The 18,235-nt window shown below is 58.4% G+C and carries 18 protein-coding genes; all 18 read right to left on the bottom strand.

Going from position 1 to position 18,235, the window contains the following annotated elements; all coding sequences use genetic code 11:
- Window positions 1–16: 16 nt before the first annotated feature.
- Complete coding sequence (locus tag BLR26_RS03310) at window positions 17–1,423, bottom strand: coproporphyrinogen-III oxidase family protein (RefSeq protein ID WP_093377789.1); 1,407 nt, start codon at window positions 1,421–1,423, stop codon at window positions 17–19.
- On the bottom strand, window positions 1,407–1,796 hold the full coding sequence (gene speD / locus BLR26_RS03305; protein WP_045199423.1) for an adenosylmethionine decarboxylase: 390 nt from the start codon (window positions 1,794–1,796) through the stop codon (window positions 1,407–1,409). Before speD ends, BLR26_RS03310 begins: the two co-directional genes overlap by 17 nt.
- A gap of 628 nt (window positions 1,797–2,424) precedes the next feature.
- Window positions 2,425–4,260 carry a glutamine--fructose-6-phosphate transaminase (isomerizing) gene (gene glmS, locus BLR26_RS03300; RefSeq protein ID WP_093377784.1) on the bottom strand — a complete coding sequence of 612 codons (1,836 nt, stop codon included), beginning with the start codon at window positions 4,258–4,260 and terminating at the stop codon, window positions 2,425–2,427.
- Window positions 4,260–5,039: a DeoR/GlpR family DNA-binding transcription regulator gene (locus BLR26_RS03295; RefSeq protein WP_045199419.1), complete on the bottom strand. Its 780-nt coding sequence runs from the start codon at window positions 5,037–5,039 to the stop codon at window positions 4,260–4,262. The genes glmS and BLR26_RS03295 overlap by 1 nt, the downstream gene beginning before the upstream one ends.
- 187 nt (window positions 5,040–5,226) lie before the next feature.
- Window positions 5,227–6,594 (bottom strand): bifunctional UDP-N-acetylglucosamine diphosphorylase/glucosamine-1-phosphate N-acetyltransferase GlmU, encoded by a 1,368-nt coding sequence (glmU, locus tag BLR26_RS03290; RefSeq protein WP_093377778.1) that lies wholly within the window; start codon window positions 6,592–6,594, stop codon window positions 5,227–5,229.
- Window positions 6,595–6,717: 123 nt separating this feature from the next.
- A complete protein-coding gene (locus BLR26_RS03285) occupies window positions 6,718–7,137 on the bottom strand; it encodes a F0F1 ATP synthase subunit epsilon (protein WP_045199415.1) in 420 nt (139 codons plus the stop codon).
- Between the two features lie 44 nt (window positions 7,138–7,181).
- Window positions 7,182–8,558 (bottom strand): F0F1 ATP synthase subunit beta, encoded by a 1,377-nt coding sequence (gene atpD, locus BLR26_RS03280; protein WP_045199413.1) that lies wholly within the window; start codon window positions 8,556–8,558, stop codon window positions 7,182–7,184.
- Between the two features lie 27 nt (window positions 8,559–8,585).
- A complete protein-coding gene (gene atpG / locus BLR26_RS03275) occupies window positions 8,586–9,446 on the bottom strand; it encodes a F0F1 ATP synthase subunit gamma (protein ID WP_045199412.1) in 861 nt (286 codons plus the stop codon).
- Between the two features lie 50 nt (window positions 9,447–9,496).
- The gene (gene atpA / locus BLR26_RS03270; protein WP_010222735.1) at window positions 9,497–11,041 is read right to left on the bottom strand and encodes a F0F1 ATP synthase subunit alpha; all 1,545 of its coding nucleotides are present in this window, start codon (window positions 11,039–11,041) and stop codon (window positions 9,497–9,499) included.
- A gap of 21 nt (window positions 11,042–11,062) precedes the next feature.
- Complete coding sequence (locus tag BLR26_RS03265) at window positions 11,063–11,599, bottom strand: F0F1 ATP synthase subunit delta (protein ID WP_045199409.1); 537 nt, start codon at window positions 11,597–11,599, stop codon at window positions 11,063–11,065.
- A gap of 12 nt (window positions 11,600–11,611) precedes the next feature.
- Window positions 11,612–12,082 carry a F0F1 ATP synthase subunit B gene (locus tag BLR26_RS03260; protein WP_010222733.1) on the bottom strand — a complete coding sequence of 157 codons (471 nt, stop codon included), beginning with the start codon at window positions 12,080–12,082 and terminating at the stop codon, window positions 11,612–11,614.
- 57 nt (window positions 12,083–12,139) lie between these two features.
- Window positions 12,140–12,397 carry a F0F1 ATP synthase subunit C gene (gene atpE / locus BLR26_RS03255; RefSeq protein ID WP_003097235.1) on the bottom strand — a complete coding sequence of 86 codons (258 nt, stop codon included), beginning with the start codon at window positions 12,395–12,397 and terminating at the stop codon, window positions 12,140–12,142.
- A 143-nt stretch (window positions 12,398–12,540) separates the two neighbouring features.
- The gene (atpB, locus tag BLR26_RS03250; RefSeq protein WP_045199403.1) at window positions 12,541–13,410 is read right to left on the bottom strand and encodes a F0F1 ATP synthase subunit A; all 870 of its coding nucleotides are present in this window, start codon (window positions 13,408–13,410) and stop codon (window positions 12,541–12,543) included.
- Between the two features lie 16 nt (window positions 13,411–13,426).
- Window positions 13,427–13,834 (bottom strand): F0F1 ATP synthase subunit I, encoded by a 408-nt coding sequence (locus tag BLR26_RS03245; protein ID WP_010222722.1) that lies wholly within the window; start codon window positions 13,832–13,834, stop codon window positions 13,427–13,429.
- Window positions 13,835–13,983: 149 nt separating this feature from the next.
- The gene (locus BLR26_RS03240; RefSeq protein ID WP_045199401.1) at window positions 13,984–14,856 is read right to left on the bottom strand and encodes a ParB/RepB/Spo0J family partition protein; all 873 of its coding nucleotides are present in this window, start codon (window positions 14,854–14,856) and stop codon (window positions 13,984–13,986) included.
- 9 nt (window positions 14,857–14,865) lie between these two features.
- Window positions 14,866–15,657 (bottom strand): ParA family protein, encoded by a 792-nt coding sequence (locus BLR26_RS03235; protein WP_010222720.1) that lies wholly within the window; start codon window positions 15,655–15,657, stop codon window positions 14,866–14,868.
- Between the two features lie 18 nt (window positions 15,658–15,675).
- On the bottom strand, window positions 15,676–16,320 hold the full coding sequence (gene rsmG, locus BLR26_RS03230) for a 16S rRNA (guanine(527)-N(7))-methyltransferase RsmG (protein WP_045199399.1): 645 nt from the start codon (window positions 16,318–16,320) through the stop codon (window positions 15,676–15,678).
- Window positions 16,317–18,209, bottom strand: coding sequence for a tRNA uridine-5-carboxymethylaminomethyl(34) synthesis enzyme MnmG (mnmG, locus tag BLR26_RS03225; RefSeq protein ID WP_045199648.1), 1,893 nt, complete (start codon window positions 18,207–18,209; stop codon window positions 16,317–16,319). Before mnmG ends, rsmG begins: the two co-directional genes overlap by 4 nt.
- Window positions 18,210–18,235 lie beyond the last annotated feature (26 nt).

The following is an 18,235-nucleotide window of genomic DNA, read 5'->3' as shown; positions in this document are numbered from 1 at the left end:
TGCCTGCTGGGTGGTTCTAGCCTGCGGAGTAGATTAACTCGTCCCGAGTAATGTCGCGTCCGTTGGCATTAAGCTTCTCGAAGACTATCTTTTTCAAGATGTTTTGTTCACTTTCAGGAATTAAGTAAAACATAATGTTGCTGTACCATAACCAACCCAGCCTGGTCAGTTCGAAGGTCGCATCCGTTTCAACTATCAGGTCGGCCTTGACCAGTTCCTGAACCCTGTCCAGTAGCCCTTGCGGCATCTGGCTCATCGCCACTTTGGATTTTTCGATTTCGCCGTGATACGGCAGGCGCAGTACCAGTGGCTTGACCAGATCAAGCACCGGAGCATGCTGGCTGACCTGGCAGACATAGTCACCTTCGGTCATCTTGGCGATGTATTGCTCACGCAATGAGGTGTTGGTAATCACATTTTCAGCCACCGACGAGATGGCGCCGACGCCGAAGCCCAGCAGGTCATGGTTTGTATAGCCATAGACGTGCTCGTGGTAAATGAACGAGTAGTCGCGGGTGATCAGAGGCGACGCTGCGCTCGCCTGGCGCACGTAGCCATGGCCGTTATACGGGACAAAACCCTTGTGGCGCATATGCTCGTCAATCATCAGCTTCATGTTCAGCTTGCGCATGGCCGGGAACACTTCCGCCGTACGCTCCCTGATTTGCTTGTGCAGCTTTACCGAGGTGGCGACATTGTTGATCGGGTAAATGTCGATGTTGCTCAGGCCCAGTTCGACCGCTTTGTCGATGTCACACAGGGTCTGGTTTTCGTTACTGCCGTTCATCCCATACATGATGTCGCACAACACGTGCCTGAAGGTCGGCACCAGCAACGCGGCGGCGCGTTCGATTTCGCGGATGTCCTCATTCAGGTTAAACAGCTTGCGCCAGGTCGGGTCGATGGTCTGCAAACCGAAGCGGGCATGGGTCACGCCAATGTCCGCGAGTGCAAGGGTGCGTTCTCGGGTGACACTGGTGATATTGAACTCGAAGGAGAACTCTTCCACCGTCGACATATCGAAGTAGTGGTGTAATGCCTCACCGATGTCATAGATATTCCGCGGCGACAATAGCGACGGCGTTCCCCCGCCAAAGAAAATGGCCCTGACCGATACTGCCTTGAAGTCGACCAAGCGCGATTTGTACTCAATTTCCTTGATCAGCGCCTTGGTGTAACGGTTAATATCCTCTTCGTTTTTGTACAAGCCGCGGGTAAACGGGCAGAACGAACAGATCGCTTCACAGAACGGAATATGAAAGTACAACGCCCGTGAGGTTGATTGGCTGTTGGCATGGTTCAGCAGCGTCGTCAGTTGTGTTTCACTGGGGCGAAACACGTCCAGTGATTGCGAAGGAAAAAAGAAATTGTACAAGGGGAACTGGTAATCGAACTTGACCATTCCGTTATTGACAAGTTTCATTCACCACCCCTTCTTCCACAAGCACATGACTGCCGCGCAGCAACGTGCGCGTCGTTATCTGCACTTCGTTGCCGAAGAAGCCCTGAATGCCTTCATTGATTGAGACATTGTTGGAACCGCAGGTATAAACGTCGATGCTGATGTAATGAGTTTCCGGGTAGGTGTGGTAGGACAGGTGCGACTCAGACAACAAGTACAGACCGGTAACGCCTTCACCTCCGGCACTGAACTTGTGCGTCAAATGGTCCAACACCGTGAAACGCGAACGTTGCAAGGTACCGAGGAAAAAGTTATGCAACGCCGGCGCGTCCTTCAACAAGCGTGCATCAGCACCGGTAATATCCCAAATAGTATGATAGCCAAAGTCGTCCATGAAGGTCGTTGCTCCTGTCCCTGAGAGGCCGAGTAAGTACAATTAAAAAGAGGGGGAAATTTCTTTCCCCCTCTTTTATCACGCTCTTACCACAAGCAAACACCCTTGGTGGTAACGCCAGTCACTTCAGTTTGAAACAGGTCAATTGCAGAGTTCATAATACATTCCTTGTTTACGATTTTGAGTTGGCCTGTAACAGCAGGCGTCACAAAACTAGCAGGAAGTATTTCGCGGAAAAGTCGAAATTTGTAAATAAATCTTTCTAAGCGAGTTACACTTTAAATATCGCCGACGTTTCCAAACAATTAGCTAACGTGCTGCCTTCAAGATGCTCCATGGAAATGGGCATTGGCTACCGCTCCACTCACAGTGAAGTAGTCCTTTTCGCACAAGCATAGGCGGGGAAGAAGATGCGAAAAAAAGTGTGTCTGACGCGAGGTCGAGTATTTTTCTGGCACGCCGAATCGCTCACGTAGCACAAAAAACCGAACGATTGGCTACGAACAAGCGAGTCGATTTCAGCACTGCTGATCAACAGGCAGCGTCCGGAATCAGCCGCTGCCTGAGAATCAGAAACCAGGCCCCTGCTCCCATCACTGTCAGGAAAAGGGACCAGGCACAGCACTCGTTACTCGACAGTTACCGATTTCGCCAGGTTACGCGGCTGGTCGACGTCGGTGCCCTTGAGCACAGCGACGTAGTAAGACAGCAACTGCAGCGGAATGGTGTAGAGGATCGGCGCCAGGGCGTCGATGATGTGCGGCACGGCGATCACGTGGGTGCCTTCGCCATTGCTCATGCCAGCCTGCTCGTCGGCGAAGACGATTAGCTCGCCGCCGCGGGCACGGACTTCCTGCAGGTTAGACTTGAGCTTTTCCAGCAGCTCGTTGTTCGGCGCCACAGTGACTACTGGCATGTCGCTGTCGACCAGTGCCAGCGGACCATGCTTGAGCTCGCCGGCAGGGTAGGCTTCGGCGTGGATGTAGGAGATCTCTTTGAGTTTGAGCGCACCTTCCATGGCTACCGGGAATTGCGCGCCGCGGCCCAGGAACAGAGTGTGGTGCTTGTCGGCAAATAGCTCGGCGGTCTTCTCGACGATCGCATCCATGGCCAGGGCTTCGCCCAGGCGAGTTGGCAGGCGACGCAGCTCTTCCACCAGCTCCGCTTCGACGCCTGCAGCCAGGGTGCCGCGCACCTGGCCCAGGGACAGGGTCAGCAGCATCAGCGAGACCAACTGGGTGGTGAAGGCCTTGGTCGAGGCCACGCCGATTTCCGGGCCGGCCTGGGTCAGCAGGGTCAGGTCCGACTCGCGCACCAGCGAGCTGATGCCGACGTTGCAGATCGCCAGGCTGCCGAGGAAGCCCAGCTCCTTGGCGTTGCGTAGGGCCGCGAGGGTGTCGGCGGTTTCACCCGACTGCGAGATCGAGACGAACAGGGTGTCCGGCTGCACCACAACCTTGCGGTAGCGGAACTCGCTGGCGACTTCGACCTGGCAAGGGATACCGGCCAGGCTTTCCAGCCAGTAACGGGCAACCATGCCGGCGTGGTAGCTGGTGCCGCAGGCAACGATCTGTACATTGCGCACCTTGGCGAACAGCTCGGCAGCTTGCGGGCCGAAGGCCTGGACCATGACGTGGTCCTTGCCCAGGCGGCCTTCCAGGGTGCGTTGCACCACGGTTGGTTGCTCGTGGATTTCCTTGAGCATGAAGTGACGGTAGGCGCCCTTGTCGGCAGCTTCGGCACCTTCGTGGTACTGCACGGTCTCGCGCTGCACTGCAGTGCCGGCGACGTCCCAGATGGTGACCTGGTCGCGGCGAATTTCGGCGATGTCGCCCTCTTCCAGGTACATGAAGCGGTCGGTAACCTGGCGCAGGGCCAACTGGTCGGAAGCCAGGAAGTTCTCACCGTGGCCCAGGCCGATTACCAGCGGGCTGCCGCTGCGAGCGGCCAGCAAACGGTCAGGCTGCTTGGCGCTGATCACGGCCAGGCCGTAGGCGCCATGCAGTTGCTTGACTGTAGCCTTGAGGGCATCGGCCAGGTCCGGCAAGGTTTTGAGGGTGTGCGCCAGCAGGTGAACGATCACCTCGGTGTCGGTCTCGGAGCTGAAGACGTAGCCCAGGCCCTTGAGCTGTTCACGCAGTTCTTCGTGGTTCTCGATGATGCCGTTGTGCACCACTGCCAGTTCATGACCAGAGAAATGCGGGTGGGCGTTGTGTTCGGTTGGCGCGCCGTGAGTCGCCCAACGGGTGTGGGCGATACCCAGGTTGCCGGCCAGCGGTTCGGCGGCAACGGCGGCTTCCAGCTCGCTGACCTTGCCGATACGGCGACGGCGCTCAAGGTTGCCCTGCTGGGTGAAGACGGCCAGACCTGCGCTGTCATAGCCGCGGTACTCGAGGCGCTTGAGGCCTTCGATCAGAATGGTTGTGATGTTACGTTCGGCGACGGCACCAACAATTCCACACATTATTCATGCTCCTGGGTGATAGCGGCGCAAATCACGTTGATGCCGCGGGCTTCAATCTGTACGCGTGCCTCATGGGGCAGGCGCTCATCGGTAATCAGGGTGTTGACGCTGCTCCAGGGCAGCTCAAGGTTGGGAATCTTGCGCCCGACCTTGTCGGACTCGACCATGACGATCACTTCCCGGGCGACTTCAGCCATCACCCGGCTCAGGCCCAGCAGTTCGTTGAACGTGGTGGTGCCGCGCGCCAGGTCAATGCCGTCGGCGCCAATGAACAGTTGGTCGAAGTCGTATGAGCGTAGTACCTGCTCGGCCACCTGGCCCTGGAACGATTCGGAATGCGGGTCCCAGGTACCGCCGGTCATCAACAGTACCGGCTCATGCTCCAGCTCGCTAAGGGCGCGGGCCACATTCAACGAGTTGGTCATGACCACCAGGCCCGGTTGATGACCCAGCTGCGGGATCATCGCGGCGGTGGTGCTGCCGCTGTCGATGATGATGCGGGCATGTTCGCGGATACGGCCTACGGCAGCCTTGGCGATCGCTTGTTTATAAAGCGAAACCGGCTGGCCCTGTTCGGTAAACAGTTCCTGCGGCAGGGTCACTGCCCCACCGTAGCGGCGCAACAGCAGGCCATTGGCTTCGAGGGCTGCGAGGTCCTTGCGAATGGTCACTTCGGAGGTTTCGAAACGCTTGGCCAAGGCGTCGACGCTCACCTCGCCCTGCTCATTGAGCAAAGCCAGGATGTTATGACGTCGTTGGGGGGTGTTACGTTTCGACATGGCGCGCTTAAGTTTCGATTCGAAAGATAATGATGCCAATCAAAACCTATAGTGGCTGATGCGTCAAGAACAGCGGAGAAAAAATTTTCCTGTGAATAACTTGCATAGCAGCAAAATTTTATCCACAGAACGAAAAAGGCCGACTTATGCACAATGCAGTCGGCCCTTTCTATTAGCTGTGAGTAACTCAGCTCTTTTTGAGCTTCTCCGGCCGCTTCCAGCCATCAATGTTGCGCTGACGCGCACGACCGACTGCCAGCTGCGCCGCCTCGACGTTCTGAGTAATGGTCGAACCGGCGGCAGTGGTAGCGCCGTCGAGGATATCCACAGGCGCGACCAATGAGTTGTTCGAACCGATGAACACGTCTGCGCCAAGTACTGTCTTGAACTTGTTGGCGCCATCGTAGTTGCAGGTGATGGTACCGGCACCGATGTTGGTGCGTGCGCCGACCTCGGCATCGCCCAGATAAGTCAGGTGACCGGCCTTGGCGCCTTCACCGAGGTGGGCGTTCTTCAGTTCAACAAAGTTACCCACATGGGCGCGAGCGTCGAGCACGCTGCCAGGGCGCAGGCGGGCAAACGGGCCGGCATCGCTGCCCTCACCCATGATTGCGCCTTCCAGGTGGCTGTTGGCTTTGACCACCACGCCTTTGCGCAGGGTGCTGTTCTTGATCACGCAGTTCGGGCCGATGACCACGTCGTCTTCGATCACCACGCGGCCTTCAAGGATCACGTTGATATCGATGAGCACATCGCGACCAACGGTCACCTCACCGCGCACATCGAAGCGCGCCGGGTCACGCAGGGTCACACCCTGGGCCATCAGACTGCGGCCTGCGCGCAACTGGTAGTGACGCTCCAGCTCGGCAAGCTGACGACGGTCATTGGCGCCCTGCACTTCCATCGGGTCCAGCGGCTGCTCGGTCGCGACCACCAGGCCATCGGCTACAGCCATGGCGATGACGTCAGTGAGGTAGTACTCGCCCTGGGCGTTGTTGTTCGACAGACGGCCCAGCCAGTCAGCCAGGCGCGCGCCCGGGACGGCGAGAATACCGGTGTTGCCTTCCTTGATGGCTTTCTGTGCGTCGCTGGCATCTTTGTGCTCGACGATCGCTGCCACCTGGCCCTGCGCATCACGGACAATACGGCCATAACCGGTCGGATCATCGAGGGTCACAGTCAGCAGGCCGAGCTGCTGTGGGGTGACCTTGGCAAGCAGGCGCTTGAGGGTATCGACTTCGATCAGCGGAACGTCACCGTAAAGGATCAGTACGGTTTCGGCGCTCAACGCCGGCAGTGCCTGGGCGACGGCGTGGCCGGTACCCAGTTGCTTGTCCTGGAGGACAAAATTAAGGTCATCGGCGGCCAGGCGCTCACGTACCAGCTCCGCACCGTGCCCGATCACCACATGAATGCCCTGCGGCTGCAACTGGCGGGCGCTGTGGATAACATGGCCGAGCATGGAGTCGCCGGCGACCGGATGCAGTACCTTGGGCAGCGCCGAGCGCATGCGGGTACCTTGGCCGGCGGCGAGAATTACGATATCGAGAGACATTGACTGGCTACCAATCCTGGAAGGTCAGCGCTGTGACCAGAAGAAGAAATTCGGAAAAAGAAAAAGGGTAGCCGAGGCTACCCTTTAACTCAATCGCAACAGAAAGTGATCGGCGAGTGCCGGTTACTTCATTTTGCGAATTTGCTGGACGGTACGCAGCTGGGCTGCGGCCTCGGCCAGACGTGCGGCAGCGGCGCCGTAGTCGAACTCCGCGCCTTTTTCGTTCAGGGCGTTCTCGGCAGCCTTGAGGGCTTCCTGAGCCTGAGCTTCATCCAGGTCGCTGGCACGTTGCACGGTATCGGCAAGCACCTTGACCATGTTCGGCTGAACCTCGAGGAAACCACCAGAGATGTAGAACACCTCTTGGGCGCCACCCTGCTTGGTCAGCGTGATCGGACCTGGCTTCAGATTAGTGATCAGCGGGGCGTGGCCTGGAGCGATACCAAGATCACCCAGGTTGCCGTGCGCAATCACCATCTCGACCAGACCGGAGAAAATTTCCCCTTCCGCGCTGACGATATCGCAATGGACTGTCATAGCCATCTGCTTGCCTCAACCTGATTAGCGCCCCTTGCGGGGCGCCGGGATTACAGTTTCTTGGCTTTCTCGACGGCTTCTTCGATGCTGCCGACCATGTAGAACGCTTGTTCTGGCAGGTGGTCGTAGTCACCTTTGAGGATGCCGCTGAAGCCTGCAATGGTGTCTTTCAGGGAAACGTATTTGCCTGGAGAACCGGTGAAGACTTCGGCCACGAAGAACGGCTGGGACAGGAAGCGCTGGATCTTACGAGCGCGCGATACCAGCTGCTTGTCGGCTTCGGACAGTTCGTCCATACCGAGGATGGCGATGATGTCCTTCAGCTCTTTGTAGCGCTGCAGAACATACTGAACGCCACGAGCGGTGTCGTAGTGCTCGTTGCCGATCACGTTCGGGTCCAGCTGGCGCGAAGTCGAGTCCAGTGGATCGACCGCTGGGTAGATACCCAGGGAGGCGATGTCACGGGACAGTACGACGGTAGCGTCCAAGTGGGCGAAGGTGGTCGCTGGCGACGGGTCGGTCAGGTCGTCCGCAGGTACGTATACGGCCTGGATCGAGGTGATCGAACCTTCCTTGGTCGAAGTGATACGCTCTTGCAGAACGCCCATCTCTTCAGCCAGGGTCGGCTGGTAACCTACTGCCGAAGGCATACGGCCCAGCAGTGCGGATACTTCGGTACCGGCCAGGGTGTAACGATAGATGTTGTCGACGAACAGCAGAACGTCGTTACCTTCGTCACGGAACTTCTCAGCCATGGTCAGGCCGGTCAGCGCTACGCGCAGACGGTTTCCTGGTGGCTCGTTCATCTGACCGTAGACCAGCGCTACCTTGTCGAGAACGTTGGAGTCCTTCATCTCGTGGTAGAAGTCGTTACCCTCACGAGTACGCTCACCCACACCGGCGAACACGGAATAACCGCTGTGCTCGATGGCGATGTTACGGATCAGTTCCATCATGTTTACGGTTTTGCCTACACCGGCACCACCGAACAGACCGACTTTACCACCCTTGGCGAACGGGCAAACCAGGTCGATAACCTTGATGCCGGTTTCCAGCAGGTCGTTGCCGCCTGCCTGGTCAGCGAACGAAGGAGCGTCGCGGTGGATACCCCAGCGCTCTTCTTCACCAATCGGGCCAGCTTCGTCGATCGGGTTACCCAGTACGTCCATGATCCGGCCCAGGGTCGCTTTACCGACTGGTACGGAGATGGCTGCGCCGGTGTCTGTAACGTCCAGACCGCGCTTCAAGCCTTCGGTCGAGCCCATCGCAATGGTACGAACCACGCCGTCGCCCAGCTGCTGCTGAACTTCCAGGGTGGTTTCCGCGCCTACTACTTTCAGCGCGTTGTAAACACTCGGCACGGCGTCACGTGGGAATTCCACGTCGATGACGGCGCCGATGATTTGAACGATACGTCCGCTACTCATAGCTGGATCCTCTGAATATTTGAACCGTTAAACCGCGGCAGCGCCGCCGACGATTTCCGAGATCTCTTGGGTGATCGCAGCCTGACGCGCCTTGTTGTAGATCAGCTGCAATTCGCTGATCAGGTCACCGGCGTTGTCGGTGGCGTTCTTCATCGCGATCATCCGGGCAGCTTGTTCAGCTGCGTTGTTCTCGACCACCGCCTGGTAGACCTGCGACTCCACGTAACGCACCATCAGGCCGTCCAGCAGCTCTTTGGCGTCAGGTTCGTAGAGGTAGTCCCAGTGGTGCTTGAGTTCTTGATCCGGGGTTGCAACCAACGGAATCAACTGCTCGACCGTTGGGGTTTGCGTCATGGTATTGACGAACTTGTTCGATACCACGGACAGACGATCGATACGACCATCCAGGTAAGCGTCCAGCATGACCTTGACGCTGCCGATCAGATCATTGATCGACGGCTCTTCGCCCAGGTGGCTGATCGCTGCAACGACGTTACCGCCGAAGCTGCGGAAAAACGCCGCACCCTTGCTGCCAACCACGCAAAGATCGATCTCGATACCTTGCTCGCGGTTGACCGCCATGTCCTTGACCAGGGCCTTGAACAGGTTGGTGTTCAAGCCACCGCACAGACCACGGTCACTGCTCACGACGACATAACCGACGCGCTTTACTTCGCGTTCGATCATGAAGGGGTGGCGGTATTCCGGGTTGGCGTTGGCCAGATGACCGATAACCTGGCGGATACGCTCCGCGTAAGGACGGCTAGCAGCCATGCGCATTTGTGCCTTGCGCATTTTACTGACCGCCACTTTTTCCATGGCGCTGGTAATTTTTTGCGTGCTTTTGATGCTCGCAATCTTACTGCGAATCTCTTTTGCGCCTGCCATGTAACACCTATCAGGTTAGCAAGCGGGGGCCGCAAAGCCCCCGCTGCGGCTTACCAGGTTTGGGTGGCCTTGAACTTCTCGATACCGGCTTTGATGCCAGCGTCGATTTCGTCGTTGAAGTCACCCTTCACGTTGATCTTCGCCATCAGTTCGGCGTGATCACGGTTGAAGTAAGCGATCAGTGCTTGTTCGAAGCTACCGATCTTGGCGATTTCAACGTCGGTCAGGAACCCACGCTCAGCGGCATACAGCGACAGCGCCATGTCCGCGATGGACATTGGAGCGTATTGCTTCTGCTTCATCAGCTCGGTAACACGTTGACCGTGTTCGAGTTGCTTACGGGTGGCTTCGTCCAGGTCAGAAGCGAACTGGGCGAATGCCGCCAGTTCACGGTACTGAGCCAGAGCGGTACGGATACCACCGGAGAGCTTCTTGATGATCTTGGTCTGAGCGGCACCACCCACACGGGATACCGAAACACCGGCGTTCACTGCAGGGCGGATGCCCGAGTTGAACATGGCCGATTCCAGGAAGATCTGACCGTCGGTGATGGAAATCACGTTGGTCGGAACGAACGCGGAAACGTCGCCAGCCTGGGTTTCGATGATCGGCAGTGCGGTCAGGGAACCGGTCTTGCCAGTTACAGCACCGTTGGTGAACTTCTCGACGTACTCTTCGGAAACGCGCGATGCACGCTCCAGCAGACGGGAGTGGAGATAGAACACGTCACCTGGGTACGCTTCACGTCCTGGTGGACGGCGCAGCAGCAGGGAGATCTGACGGTAGGCAACGGCCTGCTTGGACAGGTCATCGTATACGATCAGCGCGTCTTCACCGCGGTCACGGAAGAACTCGCCCATGGTGCAACCGGCGTATGGCGCCAGGAATTGCAGTGCGGCGGATTCCGAAGCACTGGCAACCACCACGATGGTGTTGGCCAGGGCGCCGTTTTCTTCCAGCTTGCGAACGATGTTGGCAACGGTGGAACGCTTCTGGCCGACAGCAACATAAACACAGAAAATACCGGAGTCTTTCTGGTTGATGATGGCGTCGATCGCCATGGCGGTCTTACCGATCTGACGGTCACCGATGATCAGCTCGCGCTGGCCACGGCCGACCGGGATCATGGCGTCGACGGATTTGTAGCCAGTCTGTACAGGCTGGTCTACCGACTTACGCCAGATCACGCCCGGAGCAACTTTCTCGACCGCGTCGGTCTCGGTGTTGCCCAGTGGGCCTTTGCCGTCGATTGGGTTGCCCAGTGCGTCAACAACGCGACCCAGCAGTTCCTTACCAACTGGAACTTCGAGGATGCGGCCGGTGCACTTGGCGCTCATGCCTTCAGCGAGGGTGTCGTAGGCGCCCAGGATTACCGCACCAACGGAGTCTTGCTCCAGGTTGAGGGCCATACCGAACACGCCACCTGGAAACTCGATCATTTCGCCGTACATGACGTCGGCCAGACCGTGAATCCGCACGATACCGTCAGAAACGCTGACGACGGTACCCTCGTTGCGGGCTTGGGAGGTCACGTCGAGTTTCTCGATGCGACCCTTGATGATTTCACTAATTTCGGAAGGATTGAGTTGCTGCATTGCTCTGCTGCCCCTTCAAACTCAAGATTTCAATGCTTCGGCCAGTTTCGCGATTTTGCCGCGAACCGAGCCATCGATTACCAGGTCGCCGGCGCGGATCACGACACCACCGATAAGGGAGGCGTCCTCCGTCGCATGCAGGCGCACTTCCCGGCTGAGCCGTGCACTGAGAACCTTGGCGAGTTTGTCTTGCTGTTCTTGGTCCAACGCAAAAGCACTAGTGACTTCCACGTCCACGGATTTCTCTTGTTCAGCCTTGTACAGGTCGAACAAAGCCGAAATCTCCGGCAACAGCAGGAGACGGTCGTTTTCCGCGGCAACATGAATGAAATTCTGTGCCTGTGCATCGAACTTGTCACCGCACACGTCAATAAACGTGGCGGCCTTTTCTGCGCTCGTCAGTCGCGGGGCCTTGAGCAGGCGCTGCATCGTGTCGTCTTCCGACACTGCAGCAGCCAGGCCGAGCATGGCTGACCAATTGGCCAGTTGCTGATGGGCCTGGGCGTGCTCAAAGGCCGCCTTAGCGTAAGGTCGGGCCAACGTGGTCAGTTCTGCCATGATCGCCCTCGCTTAAATTTCAGCGGCCAGTTTATTAACCAGCTCCGCATGCGCGTTTTGATCGATTGTGGCGCCAAGGATCTTTTCAGCACCGCCGACAGCCAGCAGACCCACTTGGGCACGCAGGGCGTCTTTGACACCGTTAATTTCCTGTTCGATCTCGGCCTGAGCCTGAGCCTTCACACGGTCAGCTTCGACGCGGGCCTGATCACGGGCTTCCTCGACGATCTGAGCACCGCGCTTCTTGGCTTGCTCAATGATTTCGGCTGCCTGAGCTTTCGCTTCGCGCAGTTGCTGACCCGCTTTGTCTTGGGCCAACTCCAGGTCGCGAGCTGCTCGGTTGGCAGCGTCCAGTCCATCCGCGATCTTCTTCTGACGTTCTTGCAATGCCGCGATGACCGGAGGCCACACGAACTTCATGCAGAACAGCACAAAAATGAAGAACGCAACGGACTGACCAATCAGGGTTGCATTAATGTTCACGCCAACACCTCGCTCGTTCTTTGTCCATCACACCAAACCACTCGAGAATTCGAGTGATTAGCCGGCGATTTGACCAACGAAGGGATTAGCGAAGGTGAAGAACAGAGCGATACCAACACCGATCATGGTTACGGCGTCGAGCAGACCGGCAACGATGAACATTTTAACTTGCAGCATTGGAACCATCTCTGGCTGACGAGCAGCGCCTTCCAGGAACTTGCCGCCCAGCAGGCCGAAACCAATGGCGGTACCCAGAGCACCCAGGCCGATCAGCAGAGCAACAGCGATAGCGGTAAGACCAACTACAGTTTCCATCTTTCCTCCCGACTTTTACGTCGTATTGGTTAGGTTTTTTAGTTTGAAGCGGTAAAACAAAATCGTTTGGTACAGCTGCCCTTGCGGACTTTTTCGACCCTCCCCCGTGCTGGCGGAAGGGTCATCAGACACGCCAGGCGGTCTTAATGGTTATCTTCGTGAGCCATCGACAGGTAGACGATGGTAAGCATCATGAAGATGAACGCTTGCAGGGTGATGATCAGGATGTGGAACACAGCCCACGCCCACTGCAGCACCACGCCCAGGCCGCTGAGCCAGAGCAGGCCGCTGCCGAACATCACGGCAATCAGGATGAACACCAGCTCGCCGGCATACATGTTGCCGAACAGACGCAGGGCCAGCGAGATTGGCTTGGCAATCAGGGTGACGAATTCGAGCAGGAAGTTGACCGGAATCAGCAGGATCTGAACGAAGATATTCTTGCTGCCGAACGGGTGCAGGGTCAGTTCGCCGAGGAAGCCGCCGATGCCCTTGACCTTGATGCTGTAGAAAATGATCAGGGCGAACACGCTGAAGGCCATGGCCAGGGTCGCGTTCGGGTCGGTGGTCGAAACGGCACGGAACGGAATGTGCGGATCACCGGAGATCAGGATGGCCAGCTGTGGAATCCAGTCGACCGGGATCAGGTCGACGGCGTTCATCAGGAAGACCCAGACGAAAATGGTCAGCGCCAGTGGGGCGATCACCGGGCTGCGGCCGTGGAAGCTGTCCTTGACGCTGCCGTCGACGAACTCAACCAGCACTTCTACGAAGTTCTGCAGGCCGCCAGGCTGGCCGGAAGTCGCCTTCTTGGCTGCCATGCGGAACAGGAATACGAACAGCAGACCCAGTGCGACCGACCAACCCAGGGTGTCCAGGTGGAAAGCCCAGAAGCCCATTGCCTTGGCTTCTGCTGCGGAATGGGCAAAGCCCCAACCGCCGTCTGGTAGTTGACCGAAGGTCAGGTTCTGCAAGTGGTGCTGGATATAGCCCGAAGCGGTTTCTGCTGCCATGGTTGCCTCAAACGCCCTAAGGTCTCGAAAGTCTTATATTCATCAGCAGGGGCGCGAACCAGCTGACCAACTGGGTCAGCAGAAAGACACCGAAGACTGCTAACGGCGCCAATGGCTTCACTCCTGCAAACGTCAGTGCAAAAAGCACTGCCGTCAAAATCAATTTGCCTGCCTCGCCAGCGTAGAACGACTTGACGATGGCCTGCGCTGCCCTGGCTCCGGTATACCGAAAAGCCTTCCAGGCGAAATACACATTCGGCAGCCAGGCAATCAGCCCTCCGCAGAGTGCCGAATATCCACTGACCGCCCCGTGCCACTGCCACAACGCCAAAGTTGCCAGCAGAAACACGACACATTGAGCCAACAGTACCGGAAAAACCGCCCAGCGATGGAAAGGCAAGCGGTTTGGCGTGCGGGTTTCCATCACAACTGCTCCTCGAAAGTCGACCAACCAGTCAGCTATGACTTGGCATAATTTGTGCCGACAAAATGCGCGCAGAGTATAGGGGCGGTTTAACCCCTATTCAACTGCCGGGTAGTGATTTCCGACTGCGCGCTACAAAAGGAATTGTTTCAGCGGATGTGAGCAAGCACACCTTGCAACTCATCTAGTGAGTTGTAACGGATAACTAACTGACCCTTGCCCTTGTTGCCGTGGCGAATCTGTACGGCCGAGCCCAGACGCTCTGCCAGACGCTGTTCAAGGCGGGTGATGTCCGGGTCCGGCTTGGCAGGTTCTGCAGCCTCTGGCTTGCCGTTGAGCCACTGGCGAACCAGTGCTTCGGTCTGGCGTACGGTCAGGCCGCGTGCGACAACGTGACGCGCCCCGTCGACCTGCTGTTCATCCGGCAATCCGAGCAATGCCCGGGCGTGACCCATCTCCAGGTCGCCATGGGACAGCATGGTCTTGATCACTTCCGGCAACGAGATCAGGCGCAGCAAGTTGGCCACGGTGACCCGCGACTTGCCCACGGCATCGGCGACCTGTTGCTGGGTCAGCTGGAACTCCTGCTGCAGGCGCTGCAGGGCGATGGCCTCTTCCACCGGGTTGAGGTCTTCGCGCTGGATGTTCTCGATCAGGGCCATGGCGATAGCCGCTTCATCGGGCACATCGCGGACCATGGCCGGAATGGTGTCCATGCCGGCCTGCTGGCTCGCGCGCCAGCGGCGTTCACCGGCGATGATCTCGAATTTGTTGTCGGCGATCGGGCGCACCACGATCGGCTGCATCACGCCCTGGCTCTTGATCGAGTGGGCGAGTTCTTCCAGTGCCTGCGGGTCCATGTCCCGGCGCGGCTGGTACTTGCCGCGCTGGATCAGGTCGAGCGGCAGGTGTTGCAGTTCCTTTTGGTCGACCTGGACAGCCTGCTCTTCGAGCGCGCTGACGGTCGGACCACTGAGCAGTGCATCCAACCCACGTCCGAGACCCCGTTTCTTAACGGCCATGCGGATTCCTTAAGTTGTCTGTGCAGTGCGGGTTTGACGACGTTGGCGACGAACCAGTTCCCCGGCCAGGGCCAGGTACGCCAGGGCGCCACGCGATTGCTTGTCGTAGGCCAGGGCCGGCATGCCGAAGCTCGGAGCCTCGGCCAGGCGGATGTTGCGTGGAATCACGGTGTCGTACAGCTGGTCGCCGAAGTGTTCCTTGAGCTGCGCGGACACATCGTTGATCAGGCTCAGGCGCGGGTCGTACATGGTCCGCAGCAGGCCTTCGACCTTGAGCTGCGGGTTCAGACGCTCGCCGATCCGCTTGATGTTATCCACAAGGTCGCTCAAGCCTTCCAGGGCAAAGTATTCACATTGCATCGGAATGATCACGCCATCGGCAGCGACCAGGGCGTTGAGGGTCAGCATCGACAGCGACGGCGGGCAGTCGATCAGGATGTAGTCGTAATTCTCGCGGATCGGCGCCAGCGCGGTGCGCAGGCGGCTCTCCTTCATCTGCATTTCCAGCAGAACCACTTCGGCAGCGGTCAGGTCGCGGTTGGCCGGCAGCAGTTGATAGCCGCCGTGCTCGGAGAAGTGCATGGCCTGGGCCAGGTCGCATTCGCCGATCAACAGGTCATAGACCGAATGTTCCAGGACGTGTTTATCCACACCGCTACCCATGGTGGCGTTGCCCTGTGGATCGAGATCGATCAGCAGCACGCGGCGCTTGGTTGCCACCAGCGATGCTGCGAGATTGATACAGGTGGTGGTTTTGCCCACACCACCTTTCTGGTTCGCGATAGCGAATACCTTAGCCATTCTTGCTTGTGTTCCCAATCATGCCGTGCGGCGCAGTATCAGCAGATGGCGTTGGCCTTGGCAACCCGGAACGGTCAAGGCCTGCTCGCTATCCACTCTGAAATCTGCCGGCAATGCTACCAGCTCATCGGCAGGATGCAGCCCTTTCATTGCCAGCCACTGCGTCTGGGCGTCGCCGAGGTGGCGCGTCCAGTTGGTGAAGTTCTCCATGCTGCTGAAAGCACGGGAAACAATTCCGGTGAAAGGCAGCTCCGGTTGGAACTCCTCGACCCGCTTGTGGATAACTGTGAGGTTATCCAGTTTGAGCTCCAGCTTTACCTGGGTCAGGAAGCGGGTTTTCTTGCCGTTGCTGTCGAGCACCGTGACTTGCTTGTGCGGATGCAGGATAGCCAATGGAATGCCCGGCATGCCACCGCCGCTGCCGACATCCAGCCAGCGCTCGCTGTGGATAAACGGCATGACGCTGAGGCTGTCGAGCAGATGGCGGGACACCATTTCGTCCGGATTGCGCACGGCGGTCAGGTTGTAGGCCTTGTTCCACTTGATCAGCAAGGCCAGGTAGGCCAGCAGTTGTGCATGCTGGGCCTCGCTCAGCTCGACACCGAGCTGGCGGGCGCCTGTGGACAACTCTTCGGCGTGTTGAGGGGTGACCTGAGAACTCAAGCGCTTTGCTCCAACTCGCGGCCTGCGCCGCGTTTTTTCAGATGAATCAGCAACAGGGAAATCGCCGCCGGGGTCACGCCGGGGATACGCGAAGCCTGGCCCAGGGTCTCGGGCCGGGTCTGGCCGAGCTTGCCCTGGATTTCCTTGGACAACCCGGAAATACCGCTGTAGTCGATATCGTCGGGCAGGCGGGTGTCTTCGCTGGCGCGCAGCCGGGCGATTTCTTCCTGTTGCCGGTCGATGTAGCCGGCGTATTTGGTTTTGATCTCGACCTGTTCGGCCACTTGTGGGTCGATATCCGAGCCGCCGGTGACTTCCATCAGCCCGGCGTAATCGATTTCCGGACGGGTCAGCAGGTTGAGCAGGTTGTATTCATGGCTCAACGGCGTGCCGAATTTTTCGGCAATGGCCTGGCCTTGCGCGGTGTCTGGGCGTACCCAGGTGGACTTCAGGCGCTGCTCTTCCAGGGCAATGCCTTCGCGCTTGGCGCTGAATGCGGCCCAGCGCGCGTCATCGACCAAGCCCAGCTCGCGGCCTTTTTCGGTCAGGCGCAGGTCGGCGTTGTCTTCGCGCAGGATCAGCCGGTACTCGGCCCGCGAAGTGAACATACGGTAGGGCTCCTGGGTACCCAGGGTAATCAGGTCGTCGACCAGCACACCGATGTACGCCTCGTCGCGACGCGGGCACCAGCTTTCACGGCCCTGGGCGCGCAACGCGGCGTTGGTCCCGGCAAGCAAACCCTGGGCGCCGGCTTCTTCGTAACCGGTGGTGCCGTTGATCTGGCCCGCAAAGAACAGGCCGCCGATGACCTTGGTTTCCAGGCTGTACTTGAGATCACGCGGATCGAAGTAGTCGTACTCGATGGCATAGCCCGGGCGCACGATGTGGGCGTTTTCCATGCCGCGGATCGAACGCACGATCTGCAACTGCACATCGAACGGCAAGGATGTGGATATCCCGTTCGGGTACAGCTCGTGGGTGTTCAGGCCTTCCGGCTCGATGAACACCTGGTGGCTTTCCTTGTCGGCAAAGCGGTGGATCTTGTCTTCGATCGACGGGCAATAGCGCGGGCCGATGCCTTCGATGACGCCGGAGTACATCGGCGAACGATCGAGGTTCGAGGCAATGATCTCGTGGGTACGGGCGTTGGTATGGGTAATCCAGCAGCTGACCTGACGCGGGTGCTGTTCCTTGGAGCCCATGAACGACATCACCGGAATCGGCGTATCCCCCGGTTGCTCGGTCATGACCGAGAAATCCACCGAGCGACCATCGATGCGTGGCGGCGTGCCGGTTTTCAGCCGGCCAACACGCAGCGGCAATTCCCGCAGGCGGCGCGCCAGGGCAATCGAGGGTGGATCGCCGGCACGGCCACCGGAGTAATTCTGCAAACCGATGTGGATAAGTCCGCCGAGGAAGGTGCCGGTGGTCAATACCACGGAGTCGGCGAGAAAACGCAGACCCATTTGTGTCACCACGCCGCGTACCTGGTCCTGCTCGACGATCAGGTCGTCGCACGACTGCTGGAATATCCACAGGTTGGGCTGGTTCTCGAGAATCTCGCGCACCACCGATTTGTAGATGGCGCGGTCGGCCTGGGCGCGAGTAGCGCGCACTGCCGGGCCTTTGCGGTTGTTCAACACACGGAACTGGATACCGCTCTTGTCAGTGGCCAGTGCCATGGCACCGCCGAGCGCATCGATTTCCTTGACCAGGTGGCTCTTGCCGATGCCACCGATGGCTGGGTTGCAACTCATATGACCGAGGGTTTCCACGTTGTGGGTCAGCAGCAGGGTTTTTACACCCATGCGTGCAGACGCAAGCGCAGCCTCGGTACCGGCATGGCCGCCGCCGATGACGATCACTTCAAAACGGGAAGGGAAATCCACCACGCACCTCGTGCCTGTTTCGGGAA

This window comes from Pseudomonas sp. UC 17F4 (genome assembly GCF_900101695.1).
Classification (GTDB): domain Bacteria; phylum Pseudomonadota; class Gammaproteobacteria; order Pseudomonadales; family Pseudomonadaceae; genus Aquipseudomonas.
Note: the sequence above shows the minus strand (reverse complement) of the source record. Positions and strands in the feature narration are given on the sequence as shown.